The organism is Nocardia sp. NPDC058114, from assembly GCF_042884695.1.
Classification (GTDB): domain Bacteria; phylum Actinomycetota; class Actinomycetes; order Mycobacteriales; family Mycobacteriaceae; genus Nocardia.
The window spans coordinates 80,109-96,419 of record NZ_JBHVTK010000007.1 but is presented as its reverse complement, the minus strand read 5'-3'; the positions used below and the strand labels follow the sequence as shown (position 1 = coordinate 96,419).

Annotated in this window: 11 protein-coding genes; 2 read left to right on the top strand and 9 right to left on the bottom strand. The window is 69.8% G+C overall.

Annotated features, from left to right (window positions below; genetic code table 11):
* Nucleotides 1-16: 16 nt before the first annotated feature.
* Nucleotides 17-1,330, bottom strand: coding sequence for a uracil-xanthine permease family protein (locus tag ACFVVI_RS24770; RefSeq protein ID WP_387447085.1), 1,314 nt, complete (start codon nt 1,328-1,330; stop codon nt 17-19).
* Nucleotides 1,318-2,421, bottom strand: coding sequence for an aryl-sulfate sulfotransferase (locus tag ACFVVI_RS24765; protein ID WP_387447084.1), 1,104 nt, complete (start codon nt 2,419-2,421; stop codon nt 1,318-1,320). Before ACFVVI_RS24765 ends, ACFVVI_RS24770 begins: the two co-directional genes overlap by 13 nt.
* Nucleotides 2,422-2,616: 195 nt before the next feature.
* Here ACFVVI_RS24765 and ACFVVI_RS24760 point away from each other — a divergent pair, with 195 nt between their 5' ends.
* Nucleotides 2,617-3,201, top strand: a complete 585-nt coding sequence (locus tag ACFVVI_RS24760) for a helix-turn-helix domain-containing protein (RefSeq protein WP_379314618.1) — start codon at nt 2,617-2,619, stop codon at nt 3,199-3,201.
* Between the two features lie 64 nt (nt 3,202-3,265).
* Here ACFVVI_RS24760 and ACFVVI_RS24755 read toward each other — a convergent pair whose 3' ends face one another.
* The 3 genes from ACFVVI_RS24755 to ACFVVI_RS24745 form a co-directional block, all read right to left on the bottom strand.
* Nucleotides 3,266-3,589 carry a WhiB family transcriptional regulator gene (locus ACFVVI_RS24755; protein WP_378632852.1) on the bottom strand — a complete coding sequence of 108 codons (324 nt, stop codon included), beginning with the start codon at nt 3,587-3,589 and terminating at the stop codon, nt 3,266-3,268.
* 138 nt (nt 3,590-3,727) lie between these two features.
* Nucleotides 3,728-4,060: a hypothetical protein gene (locus ACFVVI_RS24750; protein WP_378991334.1), complete on the bottom strand. Its 333-nt coding sequence runs from the start codon at nt 4,058-4,060 to the stop codon at nt 3,728-3,730.
* Nucleotides 4,061-4,170: 110 nt separating this feature from the next.
* A complete protein-coding gene (locus ACFVVI_RS24745) occupies nt 4,171-6,327 on the bottom strand; it encodes an ATP-dependent DNA helicase UvrD2 (protein WP_378991332.1) in 2,157 nt (718 codons plus the stop codon).
* Between the two features lie 111 nt (nt 6,328-6,438).
* On the opposite strand from ACFVVI_RS24745, the gene ACFVVI_RS24740 reads away from it, so the two are divergent.
* The gene (locus ACFVVI_RS24740) at nt 6,439-6,672 is read left to right on the top strand and encodes a mycoredoxin (protein ID WP_143876199.1); all 234 of its coding nucleotides are present in this window, start codon (nt 6,439-6,441) and stop codon (nt 6,670-6,672) included.
* 9 nt (nt 6,673-6,681) lie between these two features.
* Here ACFVVI_RS24740 and nudC read toward each other — a convergent pair whose 3' ends face one another.
* The 4 genes from nudC to ACFVVI_RS24720 form a co-directional block, all read right to left on the bottom strand.
* Nucleotides 6,682-7,575, bottom strand: a complete 894-nt coding sequence (gene nudC / locus ACFVVI_RS24735; protein ID WP_387447277.1) for an NAD(+) diphosphatase — start codon at nt 7,573-7,575, stop codon at nt 6,682-6,684.
* Between the two features lie 47 nt (nt 7,576-7,622).
* Nucleotides 7,623-8,678, bottom strand: a complete 1,056-nt coding sequence (locus tag ACFVVI_RS24730; protein WP_378991330.1) for a potassium channel family protein — start codon at nt 8,676-8,678, stop codon at nt 7,623-7,625.
* 150 nt (nt 8,679-8,828) lie between these two features.
* A complete protein-coding gene (locus ACFVVI_RS24725; RefSeq protein WP_387447083.1) occupies nt 8,829-12,488 on the bottom strand; it encodes an ATP-dependent helicase in 3,660 nt (1,219 codons plus the stop codon).
* Nucleotides 12,485-16,243, bottom strand: coding sequence for an ATP-dependent helicase (locus tag ACFVVI_RS24720; protein ID WP_387447082.1), 3,759 nt, complete (start codon nt 16,241-16,243; stop codon nt 12,485-12,487). Before ACFVVI_RS24720 ends, ACFVVI_RS24725 begins: the two co-directional genes overlap by 4 nt.
* Nucleotides 16,244-16,311: the final 68 nt, after the last annotated feature.

Here is a 16,311-nt window from a genome sequence, read left to right as displayed (position 1 = left end):
CCTCACCCGGGGCGTCTCAGTCGACGGAAGCCCTGGACGAGCGTCGGCCCACCGTGCACAGCACGTGCACCGCGATGCCGACCACGGCGGCCATGGTGACTCCGCTGCCGAGTAGTAGCTTCAGATCGGCGGGGAAGCCGCGATAGAGGGCGGGAACCAGTATCGGCAGCAGGCCCGCGGTGAGGGCCGCGGTGGTGGTGAGCAGGGCCGCGTCGTCGTTCAGGTCGACGTCGCGGAACAGGCCGATCGCGGAAGCGATGATCGTGGCGAACACGATGGCCGCCGTCGCGCCGACGACAGGGCCGGGTAGCGAATTCACGATCCGGCCGACCGGCGCGACGAACGCGGCCAGGATCAGCATCAGGCCGGTCAGCGCGGTGACGTAGCGACTGCGAACACCGGTGAGCCGGATCAGCCCGATGTTCTCACCGCTGGTCACCATGGTCGGTCCACCGAACAGCCCGGAGAACAGGGAGGTGACAGCGTCACCGCGGATCGTGCGCCCGACCGTCGGCGCGGTGTCGATCTGCTTGCCGACGACCTGCGCGTTGAGCACCGTTTGCCCGGTGGCCTCGGCCATCGAGCCGATGCTGAACACCAGCAGCGGCACGGCCGCCAGCAGGTCGAAATGCGGTGCGCCGAACAGCAGCGGCTCCGGCAGTTGCACCAGCGCGTCACCCGGGGCGAGCGTGAATCGGCCGAGCGCGGCCGCCACCGCGGTCCCGACCCCCATCCCGATCAGCACCGACACGCGTCGCCAACCGGGAGGCAGGAAACGGTGTGCCAGCACTGTCGCCGCGATCGTCACCCCGGCGATGGTCACCGACCTGACCGGGGTGGGGTCGTCGGCGGAGGTGATCAGATTCGCGCCGACCTTCACCAGGTTCACCCCGATCACCAGGATCATGCTCGCGATCACGACCATCGGCAGGAACCGCACCAGCTTGCGCGCGATCGGCACCAGCGCGATGCCCGCGACCGCGGTGATCAGTACCGCGCCGGTGGCGGTGGCGGGGTCGTAGGTCTGCGCGGTCTGGATGAACAGCACCACCGCCGCGCCACCGGGCAACATGACGAACGGCAGCCCGGCTCCGAGACCGTATCGGCCCCCGGACTGCAGGATGGTGCCGATACCGCTGAAAAGCAGTGCGCCACAGAGCAGGGCGCGGGCCGCCTCGTCGTCCAGGTGCAGGCTGCGGCTGATCAGCAGCACCGAGGTGAGCGGCATCGCGATCATCACCACCAGGTGCTGTAGCGCACCGGCGAAAGCCCGGCCCGCGGGCGGAATCTCGTCGACCGGCGCCACCATCGGTTCGGTCACCGCAGCCATGGGAGTTCCTCGGCGCGGTAACGGTAGGCACGGAAGATCGCGTTGGAGATGCCCGGAAACACCTGGGCGGTATCGGGATCGGGGTATTCGGTGAACGAGGGCACCACGTACTCCCAGCAGATCTCCCGTTCCGGGGTCACCTCGAAGATCCGGCCGAACGCCGCCTCGGTGATCAGCGTGTTGCCGTTGGGCAGCCGCTGCGCGCCACCCATGAAGGGAGTGAAGAACGCCTCACGCGGGGAGTCCTGATAGGTCCACCCGACTTCGCCGGTAGCAGCGTCTATTTCGATGACGCGGCTGTAGGTGACCGACTCTCCGGTGCGGAAGGTGCCGTTGTCGAACACCAGGATCTGGCCGTCGCCGAGCGGGGTGGCGTGATGCTGTTGGGCGACGGTGTCGCGGTCGGCGAGCTCGGTGACCGCGCCGGTGCGCCGATCGATCAGGATCACCGCGGAGACACTGCGCAGACTGGCCACCACCGTGTGCTCGTCGAGCGGGTACACGCTGTTGATCAGCGGCCAGTGCTCACGCCAATAGTGCGGCTGCAGCGCGAATTTCGCGGGATCGAGATGCTCGACCGCGCGCCACTCCCAGATCGGCGCGCCGTCGGGGCCGACCTCGCGGATCACATCGGACCAGACGATCCCGTCGGCTTCGGTGCCGGGCACACCGCCCTGGATCCGTGCCGCGTCGGCGCCGGTGAGCGGCTGCACTGCGGCGTAGAGCACGCGCCCGTCGTCGTAGTGGTGCGCGTCGTGGTGGGCCAGATCGTCGCGGATCTCGGACAGTTGGGCACCGGTGTGGTCGTAGCGGGCCATCGAACCGCCGGAGTACTTGCGCCACATGGCGAACAGGGGTGCACGGGCCAGGGTCGCACCGTTGTAGGCGAGGGAGCCGTCGGCGAGGATGCGGGCGTGTCTGCCCGGGCGGTAGGGCAGGTGCCACTGGTGGACGATCTCGCCGTCGAGGTCGACCAGGTCGACTCGGCCGTTGCCCGCCAGCGGCGCGTAGAGCGTGAAGCCGGGCGAGGCCAGCTCGGCATCGCTGCCGATCAGCCCGATGCCCCGGCGCTTGAGGGTGTTCTGTTCCATGCCGCCTCTTCCTGAATATTCGACCCCACTGAATATTCAGTAGAATCGCGTGCACGGGAACCGTTCCGATCATGGTGCGCGAAACCGGCTCACCCCCTGGTCGGACACCGAAACCGCGGACCAGCACCGGTTGCGGGCACTGAAGATTCACTACAGTCACAGGCACAGCCAGGACCGAGGACACGGAGGCGATCAGTGGCCAGTGAGCACATCCGGAATCGGCAACTCGGCACCGTGATCCGCGATCGGCGCCTCGCCGCCGAATACACCCTCGCCCGCCTTGCCACCGAAACCGGTCTGTCCCAGTCATTTCTGAGCCAACTCGAGAACGGCCGGACCAACACCAGCCTGCGCTCGCTCCAGCTGATCGCCGACGCCCTCTCGACCACCGCGACTGCCCTGCTGGCCGCGGCCGACGACACCGCGCCCGCGGCCGTGGTCCGCGCCGCCGACGACACCGCCCTGCCCCAAACCGAGCCCGGTGCGGGCACCGTCCGGTCCCTCGTCCACGGTGACCGCGACCTGCGCGCCCTGGAATTCACCGGCGGCACCGATCGCGGTGACCGCGATTTCGTCCACCGATCCGACGAGATCATCCACGTGATCCGCGGCCGGATCTCCCTGATCGCCGACGGCACCGAACACGACCTCGGCGCCGGTGACACCTATTACTGCCGCGCGGGTGAGAAGCACAGGTGGTGGGCGCACTCCCCGGACACCACCACATTGGTCCTCGCCGTCGCCGACGGTCGCACCGTCAAACGCGCATCCCGCATATAGCAAAACGAACCGCTCACCATGACGAGGTGAGCGGTTCGTTTGCGGTACAACCCTTTTCCCGGGTTCATGCCACGATCGCGACCTTGCGCGGGCGACCGCGGGGGCGCTTGCGGGCGATCACGACACCCTGGTCGAAGATCTCACCGCCCCACACGCCCCACGGCTCGGCACGATCGATGGCCGCGGTCAGGCAGCCCTTGCGGATCGGGCAGGCCGCGCACAGTTCCTTGGCCTGCTCGAGATCGGTGGGGCTCTCGGCGAACCACAGATCGGGGTTTCCGCCCCTACAGGGCAGAGTCTTGGTGACCTCACGGACGCGAGGGGTCTGCGCCACGGTTCGGCATGTCACGTCAGTAGTGGCCGTCGGCCAGTCCTGGGCGGTGAACACGTCGTTCTCCTTCAGCTCGTTTGCAGCGGTCGAATGTTCGGTGTGCGAACCCGGTGCCAACGGCTGAGGAGCCGAAATAAAGATGGCCACGGTTTTCGCTTCTCGCGATCCGTGGCCAGGAGGTCTGGGAGGTGTTCCCTACCTAGTTCGACATCTCTGTCGAGACCTGATCACGGTCGCTGGGTGGACGCGGAGGCGGATTGCGCCGGTGAACTCCGGTGCGTAACCGGCTTCCTCGGCGATTGCTGCCGGTGCCGCGACGGCGGTCGGCTGCCAACCCACGTTGGGCTTGTCCTGGAGACGAATCGGAGTGTGCTGATGAACGACAGTCATCGGCACAGCTTTGGCATCGACGCCGGACAGGCCGGTCCCCTGCAGAGCGAGGACCCCCCGGGAGGCGGACATGACAAATCCGTTCACCAGGACGCGATTGCTCATCGCATCGAACGTGGTGTTCGTGTTCGTGTTCATGTGTCTGCCTCCCTCCTGAACTCGTGTGTGAACAATTACCGCGCACCGGGATCACTCTCGGTGCGTGTTCTCCACCATAGGCAATGATCGAGAACCGAACAACTTATTTTCTACCTGGGGTTTTGTGCTGTTGCCCGCAAACGTGACGCAACGATGGCGAGCACATCGGCACCGTACTGTTCGATCTTCTTCGCGCCGATGCCGGCGATGGCCGCCAGCGCGGCGTCGTCGGCGGGCAGCTGTTCGGCGATGGCGGTGAGGGTGGTGTCGGTGAACACCACGAAGTCGCGCCGCTGCAACGCTTCGGCCTTCTCGGCTCGCCATTCCTTCAGTGCCTCGAGCAGCTGCGGGTCGACCTCGCCCGGGCAGCGCCTGCACCGGCCGAGCATGGTGGCATAGGTGCCGATCAGCGGCTTGAGGCACACCCGGCACAGTGGACGCGGGGTGTCGGCCTTGACCGGGACTTCCACGGCGATCCGCGAGGCCGCCGAACTGTCCGGAATCAACCCGTTGAGGAACCGCGACCGGGTCACCGGCCGATAGTCACCGCTCGCTTGCAGCCGCCTTTGGGTCCACGACAGGCTCAGATGTTCGCGTGCCCGCGTGACGCCGACATAGAGCAGCCGGCGCTCCTCCTCCAGCCCCGCTTCGTCGACGGGCGCGTTCTTCCGGCCGAGCACATGGAAGATCGGCAGCGTGCCGTCGGTGAGCCCGGCCAGGAACACCGCGTCCCATTCCAGGCCCTTCGCCGCGTGCAGCGAAGCCAGAGTGACACCGTCGACGATCGGCGGATGCTTGGCCTCGGCGCGGGTCGCGAGCTCGCGCAGCAGCGCGGTGAGATCCATGTCGTCGTCGTGGCTGACCAGTTCCTCGGTGAGCTGCACCAGCGCCAGCAGCGCCGACCAGCGTTCCTTCGCCTGCGCACCGGCCGGTTCCTCCGCGGTCAGCCCGACCGGCGCCAGCGCGGCCCGCACCAGCGTGATCAGCGACGACCCACTGCGCGCCGCGTCGGGCAGATCGTCGCGAGCGTCGACCTGGCGCAGCGCCGACACCGCCTGCCGCACTTCCTGACGCTGGAAGAACCCCTCGCCGCCGCGCACCTGGAACGGGATCTCCCGCGCCCCGAGCACCTGTTCGAACGGTTCCGACAGCGCGTTGGTCCGGTACAGCACCGCGATCTCGGACGCCGGTGTTCCGGCGGCGATCAGCTTCTCGATCCGCCCGGCGACCGCGACGGCCTCGGCCTGCGCGTCGGCGTACTCGGCGAATTCCGGCTCGGGCCCGTCGGATCGCTGACCGATCAGGGCAAGGCGGGTGCCCGCGATGCGTCCGCGCGCCGCACCGATGACCTGGTTGGCCAGCGACACCACCTGGGGTGTCGACCGGTAGTCGCGTTCGAGCCGCACCACGGTGGCGTCGGGGAAGCGCCGGGAGAAATCGAGCAGGTAGGACGGGGTGGCCCCGGTGAACGAGTAGATGGTCTGGTTCGCGTCGCCGACCACGGTCAGGTCGTCGCGCTCGCCCAGCCACGCGTCGAGCACTCGCTGCTGTAGCGGCGTCACGTCCTGGTATTCGTCGACGACGAAACTGCGATAGCGACCGCGGAATTCGTCGGCGACGGCCGGATAGTCCTCGAGTGCGGCCGCGGTGTGCAGGAGCAGGTCGTCGAAGTCGAGCAGCAGGCCGTCGGCGGAGGCTTTCGCGGATTCGTAGCCCTGGTACACCTCGGCGACCTTGGCGACGTCGACCGGCGCGTCACGATGATGTCTGGCGGCAGCGGCCGGATAGTCCTCCGGGGCGATCAGCGACGCCTTGGCCCATTCGATCTCGCTGAGCAGGTCGCGCACCATTTCGGTGGAGGCACGCAGCCCCGCCCGCTGCGCGGCCTGCGAGACGATGGGGAACTTGCTGTCGATCAACCGCCACGGCACATCCCCCACCACCTGCGGCCAGAAATACCGCAACTGCCGCAGCGCCGCGGCGTGGAAGGTACGCGCCTGCACCTGCCCGGCATCGCCCCCGAGTCCCATCGTGCGCAGCCGATTGCGCATCTCTCCCGCCGCGCGTGCGGTGAACGTCACCGCCAGCACCTGGTCGGCCTTCACATGCCCGCCCGCGATCAGGTGCGCGATCCGATGCGTGATCGTCCTGGTCTTACCGGTCCCCGCACCCGCGAGAACACAGACCGGCCCCCTCGGTGCCCGCACCGCGGCGGCCTGTTCCGGGTCGAGGGCGGTGAGATCGAGTGCTGGCACGCGCACCATCATGACAGCGCCCACCGACAACGTGCCGCGACGCCCGCGGATGCAGGGGCAAGGAACACAGCGCCACCTCGCGACGTTGCACATCGCGTGACTGAAGCAAACCCAGATCTGACGATGTACTCGACCACCTGGTGCGGCTACTGCCGGCGCCTGCGGACCCAGCTCGACGAGGCGGGCATCACCTACTCGGTGATCGATATCGAGGACGATCCCGCTTCGGCCGAGTTCGTCGGCAGCGTCAACAACGGCAACCACGTCGTGCCGACGATCAAGTACCGCGACGGCTCCACCGCGACCAACCCGTCGCTGGCCGCGGTCAAGCAGGCATTGGCCGCCCAGCAGGCCTGATTCGCCGCGTCAGTCCGCCCAGGACTCGATGATCGAGCGCGCGATCGAGATGGACCCGGGGACGAGCAGCCGGGCGCCGGGTTCGCGCGCCGACCAGTCGCCGAGCCGCAGTGCCGCGCGCACCTCCTCGCGGGTGAACCAGTGCGCCTCGGCGATCTCGCCATCGGAGAACACGAGTTCCTGGGCGGGGTCGCCGACCGCGGCGAAGCCGACCATCAGCGAGCGCGGGAACGGCCACGGCTGGCTGCCGAGATACTCGATCTCGCGCAGGTCGACACCGACCTCCTCGCGGACCTCGCGTTCCACGCAGTGCTCCAGCGATTCACCGGCTTCGACGAAGCCTGCCAGCAGTGAGAACATCGTCTCCGGCCAGCTCTGCTGACGGGCCAGCAGCACCCGATCGGCGCCGTCGTGGACCAGGCAGATCACGGCGGGGTCGATCCGTGGGAACTCTTCCTCGCCTGCCGCGGTCAGCCGCGACCAACCGCCGCGCGCCGTCGTGGTCGCCGTGCCGTCGCCGCCGTAATACCCGGCCCGATCGTGCCAGTTGAGCAGCGCGTACGCGGTGGACAGCAGTTCCGCGGTGAAATCGTCGACAGCGCCGAGGGTTCGCAGATCCTTCAGGGTGCCGTCCAGATCGTTCGCTCGCACCGCCCACAGGTGGCTGCCATCGGCGGCACCGAGGAACACCGCGCCCTCACCGGGCTCCTGCGCCACCGAGACGGCAGCGTCGAGGACGATCTTGCCGTCCTCGACCCGCACTTTCCCCCGCGCGTCGATACGCAGAATCTTCGCTTTCCCCCACCCTTCGCGCAGGGCGCCGGGATCGAGCCGGGCGTGCTCGGCCCGGTCGATGGTGGAACGTGACAGCAGCGGAACGTTTTTCAGCCGGAACGACACGATCCGAGCATAGAGCGAAGGCGCGGGTGCGGGTGCGCCCGGGCGGCCGACTACTTTCCGGCGCGACGGATGTAGAGCAGTTTGTCGCCGGTGTCGAGGGCATCGACCTCGGGTTCGCCGACCCTGATCAGCGCGCCGTTGCGCACCACACCGAGCACGATATCGCTGAGATGGCGCGGCGATCCGCCCACTTCGGTCGTCTCCACCTCGCGTTCGGCGACGGCGAAGCCCTGCTCGGGTGTGAGCAGGTCCTCCATCATCTCCACGACCGTCGGCGTGGTGGTGGCGATACCGAGCAGCCTGCCCGCGGTCTCCGAGGACACCACCACCGAGTCGGCGCCGGACTGGCGGACCAGGTGGGTGTTCTCCGCTTCGCGGATGGCCACCGAGATCTTGGCCGTCTTGTTCAGTTCGCGCGCGGTGAGCGTCACCAGCACGGCGGTGTCGTCGCGATTGGTGGCGACGACGACCGCGGCGGCACGCTGCACACCGGTCAGTCGCAGCACATCGGACTTGGTCGCCGAACCGTGCACGGTCACCAGGCCCGCCGCGGCAGCGGCCTCGAGCGCGATGGGATCGGTGTCGACCACCACAATGTCGGACACCTGGATCCCGTCACCGACCATCGCATCGATCGCGGTCCGGCCCTTGGTGCCGTAGCCGACGACGACGGTGTGATTACGCACGGTGTGCCTCCATCGCTGAATCTTGAATGCCTGCCGCGACCGTTCGGTCAGCACGCCGAGAGTGGTACCGACCAACACGATGAGGAACAGGACGCGCAGGGGGGTGATGACGATGATGTTCACCAACCGCGCCGACGGGGTCACCGGGGCGATATCGCCGTAGCCGGTGGTCGACAGCGACACCGTGGCGTAGTACATCGCGTCCAGGAACGACAGCTCGTCGCCGGTGTTGTCGCTGTAGCCGTGGCGGCCGACGTAGACCACTGTCGCGGCGGTGAACAGCAGTGCGATCGCGAACAACACGCGACGGGTGAGCGAAACCCACGGGCTGGACTGCGCCGCCGGGATCCGCAACAGACCGACCAGGGCGTAGTCGGGACTGCTGCTCAACCCGACCGGGTTGCGCGTGTCACCGAACATGCCTGCTCCTGTATTTCTGGCGGCTGGCGCCGCGGGTTTTCGGCCTGGGTACCTTGGTCTTCCCTCCCGCCGGGCACTCCTTCGTCGCACCCTCTGGTCAGTCCAGATCAAGGCGGCCGAAAACCCGGCGGCGACCGCAACACTATCGGCTCAGTGAACCTCGTGTGGATCGGTGTCGGCGTTTTCCGGTGCGGCGTCGCGGATGAGGCGCTCCAGCTCGGCGGGGCCCGCCAGTCGCGCGGGGGCGATGGTGCGGCCGGAGCGGATGTAATGGAATGCGGCGCCGACACGTTGGAGCATCCGGTCCTCGGTCTCGCCGGTGCGCGCGGCCATCAGGCGGGCCCAGGCGAGGCGGTAGACAGCCAGCTGCACGGCGACGGCGGGCTCGTCGGCGGGGCCGGGTTCGGCGCCGGTCTTCCAGTCGACCACGATCCAGCGGCCGCCGGGTTCGGCGAAGACGGCATCCATGCGACCGCGAATCACCGTGCCCGCGATGCTGGTTTCGAAGGGCACTTCCACGTCGACCGGATTGCGGTGCGCCCACGGTGAGCGGCGGAAGGCGGACTGCATGGCGGCGAGTTCCTGGTCGGCGCGTCCCATTTCGGTGGTGCTGTCGGCGGCGCCGGGCAGTTCGTCGAGGCCGAGCAGCTGTTCGGTGCCGAACCAGGATTGCACCCAGGCGTGAAAGGCGGTGCCGCGCCGGGCCATCGGGTTCGGGGGGTACGGGAGCGGGCGGCGCAGACGGGCGGCCAGGCGGGTCGGGTCGGCGCGGAGTTCGACGAGGGCGGTGGCGGGGAGTTGGCCGGGAAGTTCCACCTGCTGTTCGGCGAGTTCGGCGGCGGTGAATTCGGCGAGGAGGGCGTCGACATCGTTGACCCAGCCCTCGGGGTCGTCGATCTCGGCCTGATCGTCGGCGGTGCTGTGGGCCACCGATGTGCCGCTGCGCAATTCGTCGAGTGCTTCGCGGACGAGGGCGGCGCCCTGTTCGATGGGATCGCGACGGTTGCCCAGTGGGTCGCGTGGCCACGGGGCGGTCGGCGGGTTGTCGGCGAACGGGTTCACCGCGTCCGGTGGTGGCTTGTCGTCCCAGCGGGCGACGGTGGCGACGCCGTAGGCCTCGCTGCCCGGGTTCTCGTTCGCCTCCTTGAGCTCGAGCAGGAAATCCGACGGACCCTTCTGCGAGGTCCCCGTCTCGGGCCAGTAGTAGGCCGAAACCAGCAGCACCCGTTCCGTTCTGGTGAGCGCCACATAGAACAGGCGCCGTTCCTCGTCGAGCCGGCGGCTCTTGAGCGCGTCCTTGTGGTCGGCGATCGCGTGTTCGAGTTCGGAGCGGTCACCCACGGCGCTCAAGTCCAGGACGGGCACGCCCTCGGACGCGTCCGGCTGGGCGCGGTCGCCGCGCAGCGTGGTGGGGAGTTCGGTGAGCGCGCCGAGCCAGGTGCTCAGTGCGGTGGTCGACGGGAACACCGTGGCGCTCACGTGCGGCACGGCGACGACTTCCCATTCCAGGCCCTTGGCGGCGTGCACGGTGAGCACCTGCACCCGGTCGCGCGCGACCTCGACTTCGCCTGGCTCCAAACCGTTTTCGACCGATTCCGCCGCGGTGAAGAAGGCGAGCAGGCCGCTCAGCGATGCCCGGGAATCGGCCGCGTACCCGGCGACCACCTCGGCGAAGGCATCGAGGTGCTCGCGTCCGGCGCCACCACCGGCGATCGCCCGCCTGGCCTGGGTCTCCACCCCGACGCCGATCGTCCGTTCGACATCGGCGACGAGTTCCACCAGCGGCTGCCCACTGCGTTCGCGCAGTGCGGCCAGCTCCTCGCTCAGGGCAGCGATCCGCGCGAACCCGGCCTCCGAATACTGGTCCGCCGCACCGGGGTCGGCGATGGCGTCGGCGAGACCGGCTTTCTCGGTCGGTTCGGGCGCGACCTCGCGCAACGCCGTCGCGAGTCCGGCCGCGTCGGTGATGGCGTCGGTGGCACCCGACCCGCTGCTGATGGACAGCATCTGCGCTCGCCGCGCCAGTGCGGCCAGGTCCGCCACCCCGATCCGCCACCGGGCCCCGGTGAGAATGCGGACCGCCGCGCTTCCGGTCCCCGGCTCGGCGATCAAGCGCAGAGTGGCGACGATATCGGCGACCTCCGGCGTCGCCAGCAACCCACCCAGCCCGACGATCTCCACCGGCAATCCCTGCTCGCGCAGTGCCTCTGCCAGCGGCGCCGCATCGGCATTGCGCCGGATGAGCACCGCCGAGGTGGGCGGCGGACCCTCGTTCTCCCGCGCCGTCGCCCACTCGCGCGCGATCCGCTCGGCGATCCAGTCCCGCTCCTGCGCGATGGTTTCGGTGAGCGCGAACTCGACGACCCCCGCCTGCGATTGCGGTTTGGCCCGCAACGCGTCCACGGTCGCCCCACCGGCCGCCCGCGCCACCGCCCGCAGCGGATCGGCCACCAGGTTCGCCAGCGCCAGCGCTTCGGGCGGGTTCCGCCAGCTGGTCAGCAGCGGCAACACCGGCGCGGGCACCCCTGGCGCAGCGGGGAAGTCCGTGGCGAATCGCGGCAGGTTGGCCGCCGAGGCGCCACGCCACCCGTAGATGGATTGCATCGGGTCACCCACCGCCGTCACCGCGAGCGCACGCGAGAGCGGGGCGGATTCCCCCGGCACGGTGCGACTGCTGCCATCGCGAGCAGGCGGCTCGCCTCGCGACCGTTCGCCGCCACGCGCACCAGCGCTAGACATCCGCGCGCCAGGGTGATCGGCCGGCGACCGGGTGCCCGCGATGGCATCTTCGCGCTCATCCATCGCGAACAACGTGTCGGCTTCGCGTGTTCGAGCCGGGTGCTCCTCACCCCGGATCCGCACCGGCTCTCGCTGCCGATCTCGTTGTACCGCTTCGGCATTGCCGAACAGCGCCGACAACAGCACCCGTTGCGCGTGTCCGGTGTCCTGGTATTCGTCGAGCAGGACCAGTTTGAACCGCGCGCGTTCGGCGGCGGCGACTTCCGGATGGTCGACCGCCAATTGCGCGGCCAGCGACATCTGGGAGCCGAAATCCAGTGCGCCACGGCGGTTCAGCGCGTCGGCGAGCTGGCGAACCAGCGGGAGCAGGGCCACGCGCTCACGTTGCGCGGTCACCACGCCGACCAGTGCCTGGCTCGGTCCGCCGCGTTGCCGGGGGCCCGCGGGCAGCGTGTAGACGAGTTTCTCCAGCTCCGCGTGTGCCTCGGCCAACTGCTCCGGTTCCACCAGATGTTCGGCGAGCTGCCCGGACAGGGCGAGCACCGCCTCGGTCACCGAGACCGGCGTGCGATCGGTGTCGAGATCGCCGTCCCAGGAACGCACCACCTCGTGCGCGAGCTGCCACAACTGGGTCTGGGTGAGCAGCGCCGCCGAGGGCTCCACCGGCAACAACAGTCCGTGCGCGGTGAGCAGCCTGCCCGCGTACGAGTGGTAGGTGCTGATCTCGGGCTCGGCACCGGCGACGATCGTGCGCAACGCGCCACTGGGATCGATCTCACGCAGCAGCGGCGCACCCGCCAACCGGGCGAGCCGGGTCCGGATCCGGGAGGTCAACTGCTGGGCGGCTTTTCGGGTGAAGGTCAACCCGAGTACTTCGTCCGGAGCAACCAGTTGGTTGGCCACCATCCACACCACGCGCGCGGCCATCGTCTCGGTCTTGCCCGCGCCCGCGCCCGCGACGACCAGCGTCGGCTCCGGCGGCGCGGCGATGACCGCCGACTGCTCATCGGTCGGGGGCGGCAGGCCGAGCGCGTCGGCCAACCGTTGCGGGGTGACGCGCACACCGCTCACTCGTCGGTCACCTGCCGTCCGGTGTCCTGCACCGGGCAACTGCCCGCGACCGGGCAGTGCCTGCACCCGTCGTTGCGCACCGCCAGATAGCCGGGCCCGCGCGTCGCGTCGGCCGCGTCGTGAATGGTGGTGCGCCACTGCTCGAGGCCGTCGCCGTCGAGCGCGCTCTGTGTCCGTTCGGCCGCGCCGGTCTTGCGGTTCGGCTTGGCGACATAGACCAACCGCGCGCCACCGGGGTCGGCCACGGGGGCAGGTTCGTCGGACTCGTCCTCGTCCAGCGCCCCGTGCGCGGCGGCCACCTGGTAGGTCGCCAGCTGCGCGTGATCGGCCACCGCCTTCTCGCTGACCGGCGTCTTGCCCGTCTTCACATCGACGATGACGAAGCGTCCCTGCGCATCTCGTTCGAGCCGATCGATGCGCCCCCGAATGCGTACGGCCCGTGCGCCTTCCGTGCGCGCGGGCAGCACACAGTCCACCGGCACCTCCACCCCGGCCTGGGTGAGCTCGCCGCGCGTGGTGCGCACCCAGGCGAGGAAGGTCTCCAGCATCGTCTCGGTGCGACGTAGTTCCTGGCGCGAATGCCAGCCGTCGGCCGGGTCGACCGTTTTCCACGCCTGATCCAGCGCCGCCCGCACCTGCGCCTCGGGGACATCGCCCGCCAGCGCCTGCACGAGCGTGTGCACGAGATTGCCCTTCACGGCGTGCGGATTGTCACCGTCGGTGCCACCGTGGCGTTCCAGCGCCCATCGCAGCGGGCAGGTGCGCAGCAGTTCGACCGTCGACGGTGACAACCCGATCGGGGAATCGTCGTCGTCCCAGAGTTCGCGCTGCGAACTGAGTTCGGCGGTGCCGTACCAGTCGCCGGGGTCGGTACCGGGCACGCCCGCGTCGGCCAGCCGCGCCAACTGCCGTGCGGCGCGGTCACGCCGTTCGGGGTCGGCACCCAAATCACACACCACCCCGCGCAGTTCGGCGACGAGCGCGTGCATCACCAGCGCCCGTCCGGGATCGGCGACCGGCAGCGCGCCGGGTTCGCCGCTGTCGTCGTCGCCGACGAGTTCGGTGAGAAACCGCGAGGGCACCAGATCCTGGTCTCCCGCAGCGGATTCGACGGCGGTCACCAGCAACGACCGTCGCGCGCGGCTGCACGCCACCAGCAGCAGCCTGCGTTCCTCGGCCAGGATCGGCGCGGCGCGGCTCACGGTCGCGCTCGGATCGACCCCGGCGACCAGGTCGACGAGATCCTCGGTGTGCAGCAGCGTGCCCCGCGAGCGCGGGTTGGGCCAGATGCCCTCCTGCACGGCCGCGACCGCCACCACGTCCCATTCCCGGCCCGCCGCGGCGTGCGCGCTGAGCAGGGTCACCGCCTCACCCTCGGCGGTCAGCGGCCTACCCTGTTGCGCGAGTTGCTGGTGCAGCAGATATTCGACGAAGCCGTCGATACTCGCCTTGGGCAACCGGTCGACGTAAGCGGCTGCGGCATCGAACAATTCGACAGCCGCGTCGAGGTCGCGGTCGGCCTGCATGCCCGGTGCCCCGCCACGTCGCGACTGCCGGAACCAGCGTCGCTCCAGCCTCGAATTCGTCCACAACGTCCACAGCACGTCTTCTAGCCCCTGCCCCCTGGCCTGGGTCTGTTTCGCCTTCGCCACCGCGCGCAACACGCGACGCAGTGGCGCCGCCTCGACCTCGGTGAGCCCGTCGAGCAGCCGTTCCTCGCCGATACCGACGATCAGGTCTCGCAGCACCTCGGCCGAGGACTGATCGACCAGCGGCACCGCGGGCGACTCCGGGCGCACGGTTTCCACGACGGTGTGCGCGGCGGGCGGGTTTTCGGCATCGAGGAGGTCGATATCGTCGGGCAGCCGTTCGGCGATGTCCCAGTCCGGTTCGGGTTCCGGGCGCAGCGGATCCTCGGGGTCCGGGGGCGGCAACCATTCGTCGTCGATCGGATCCGGTTCGGGTTCAGCGATTTCCGGCGCGGGCACGGCTTCGTCCCAGAGCAGGAACTGGTCGGCTCCATCGACCAAGGGCTCGGCGAGCGCACCCGTGCGTTCCAGGTCGAGCACGCTGCGCCGCACACCGCGCCGCAACCGACGCAGGGCGATCTGGTCGGCCCCGCCGAGCGGCCCGGACAGCAGATCCATCGCGTCGTCCGACGAGAACATCGCATCGATCGCCCGGCGCGACCCCGGCCGCGACGCGTCCCCCGCCAGCAACACCCGCAGCGCCAGCACCATCCACGCCGCCCCGCGCCGGCGTGCCAACGGCTCGGCCACCGCGGGCCTGCGCACCGGTACCCCCGCCGCCAGCAGAGCCCGCCGTAACGGCGCCAGCGACAACGGCACCGACCGCACGATCACCGCCATCGCCGACCACGGCACACCATCGGTGAGGTGCGCGCGGCGCAGATGGTCGGCGATCAGCGCCGCCTCCTTCGCCGGCGTCGACAACACCCGCACCCGCACACTCGACTCGTCGGCGGGAGGCAGATCGGCCGGGGGCGTCCACGCGTCCTCGGGCGGCGGTTCGTCCTCGGGCGGCAGGTCCTGCGGCACCGGCCACAGATCTGGTTCGGCGCTCGGACCGGCGTGGGCGAACAGATCGACGGCGCCCTCGAGTGCCGGGTCCTGGCCGACGACGGGCTGCCCCATGGGCTCGGGTGGTTCGTTCTCCTGTCCCGGCAGTACCCGGTGCCGCGCGCTCCCCGGCAACCTCGCCGCGATGCGCGCATTCGCCAAGCGGATCGGCGCGCCACTGCGATGGTTGTGACGCAGGATGATTCGCCGCTGCGCGACGGTGTCGAGGTCGGTGAGGAAGTGCGAATCCGCGCCGCGGAAGGTGAAGACGGCCTGGTCCGGGTCGCCGGTGACAACGGTGCTCGCGCTGCCGCTGCCGATGGCGCGCACGAGTGTCGCGGCCTGCGGGTCGAGGTGCTGGGCGTCGTCGACGAGCAGGTAGCGGATCCGATCCCGTTCGGCGGCGAGCAGATTCCGGTCGCCGGCCAGGGCATCGAGCGCCGCGCCGACCAGTTCCGCGGCGTCGAGCGCGGGCGCGGTGGCCTCCGGCGCGGCGACACCGACCGACCACCGCAGCATCGAGGCCTGTTCGTACCGCTGGAAGAAGCGCCCGGCCGCCACCCACGCGTCGTTGTCGTGCTCGCGACCGAGCGCCATCAGGTCTTCCGGGCCGAGCCCGCGCTCGGTCGCGCGCAGCATCAGGTCACGCAGTTGCTCGGCGAACCCGCCCAGTGCCAGTGCGGGCTGTAATCGCGGCGGCCACAAACCGCCCGCCCCGGCTTCGATGTCGGCGAGATCGCCGCGCAGCATCTCCCGCAGCACCGCGTCCTGTTCGGCGCCGGTGAGCAGCCGCGGCGGCGGATTGCCGTGCAGATCCGCGTGCCGGCGCAGCACCGAGAACGCGTAGGAGTGCAGTGTGCGCACCATCGGTTCCCGGCTCGCGCCCGGAATACCACCCGCGGCGGGCCCCAGCTGGTGGGTGATCGCATCCCGCAACGCCGCGGCCGCGTGCTTGGTGTGTGTGAGGACCAGCACCGACGCCGGGTCGGCACCGTCGGCGATCCGCGCGGTCACCAGGTCGACCAGCAGCGCGGTCTTGCCCGTCCCCGGCCCGCCCATCACCTGCCAGGGCCGCCACCCGGGGCGCGGCGGCGCGGGCTGGGCCTGCTCGGCGAACAGCGCGCGAACGGACGCGCCCCAGGCCCGCGGCCGGGGCGCCCGCGTTGTCCGGCGCACGAGTCGCACCGAGCTATCCGATCGCACCACATCGGCTATTGCAACAGACCAGTCCGACACACCGGCGC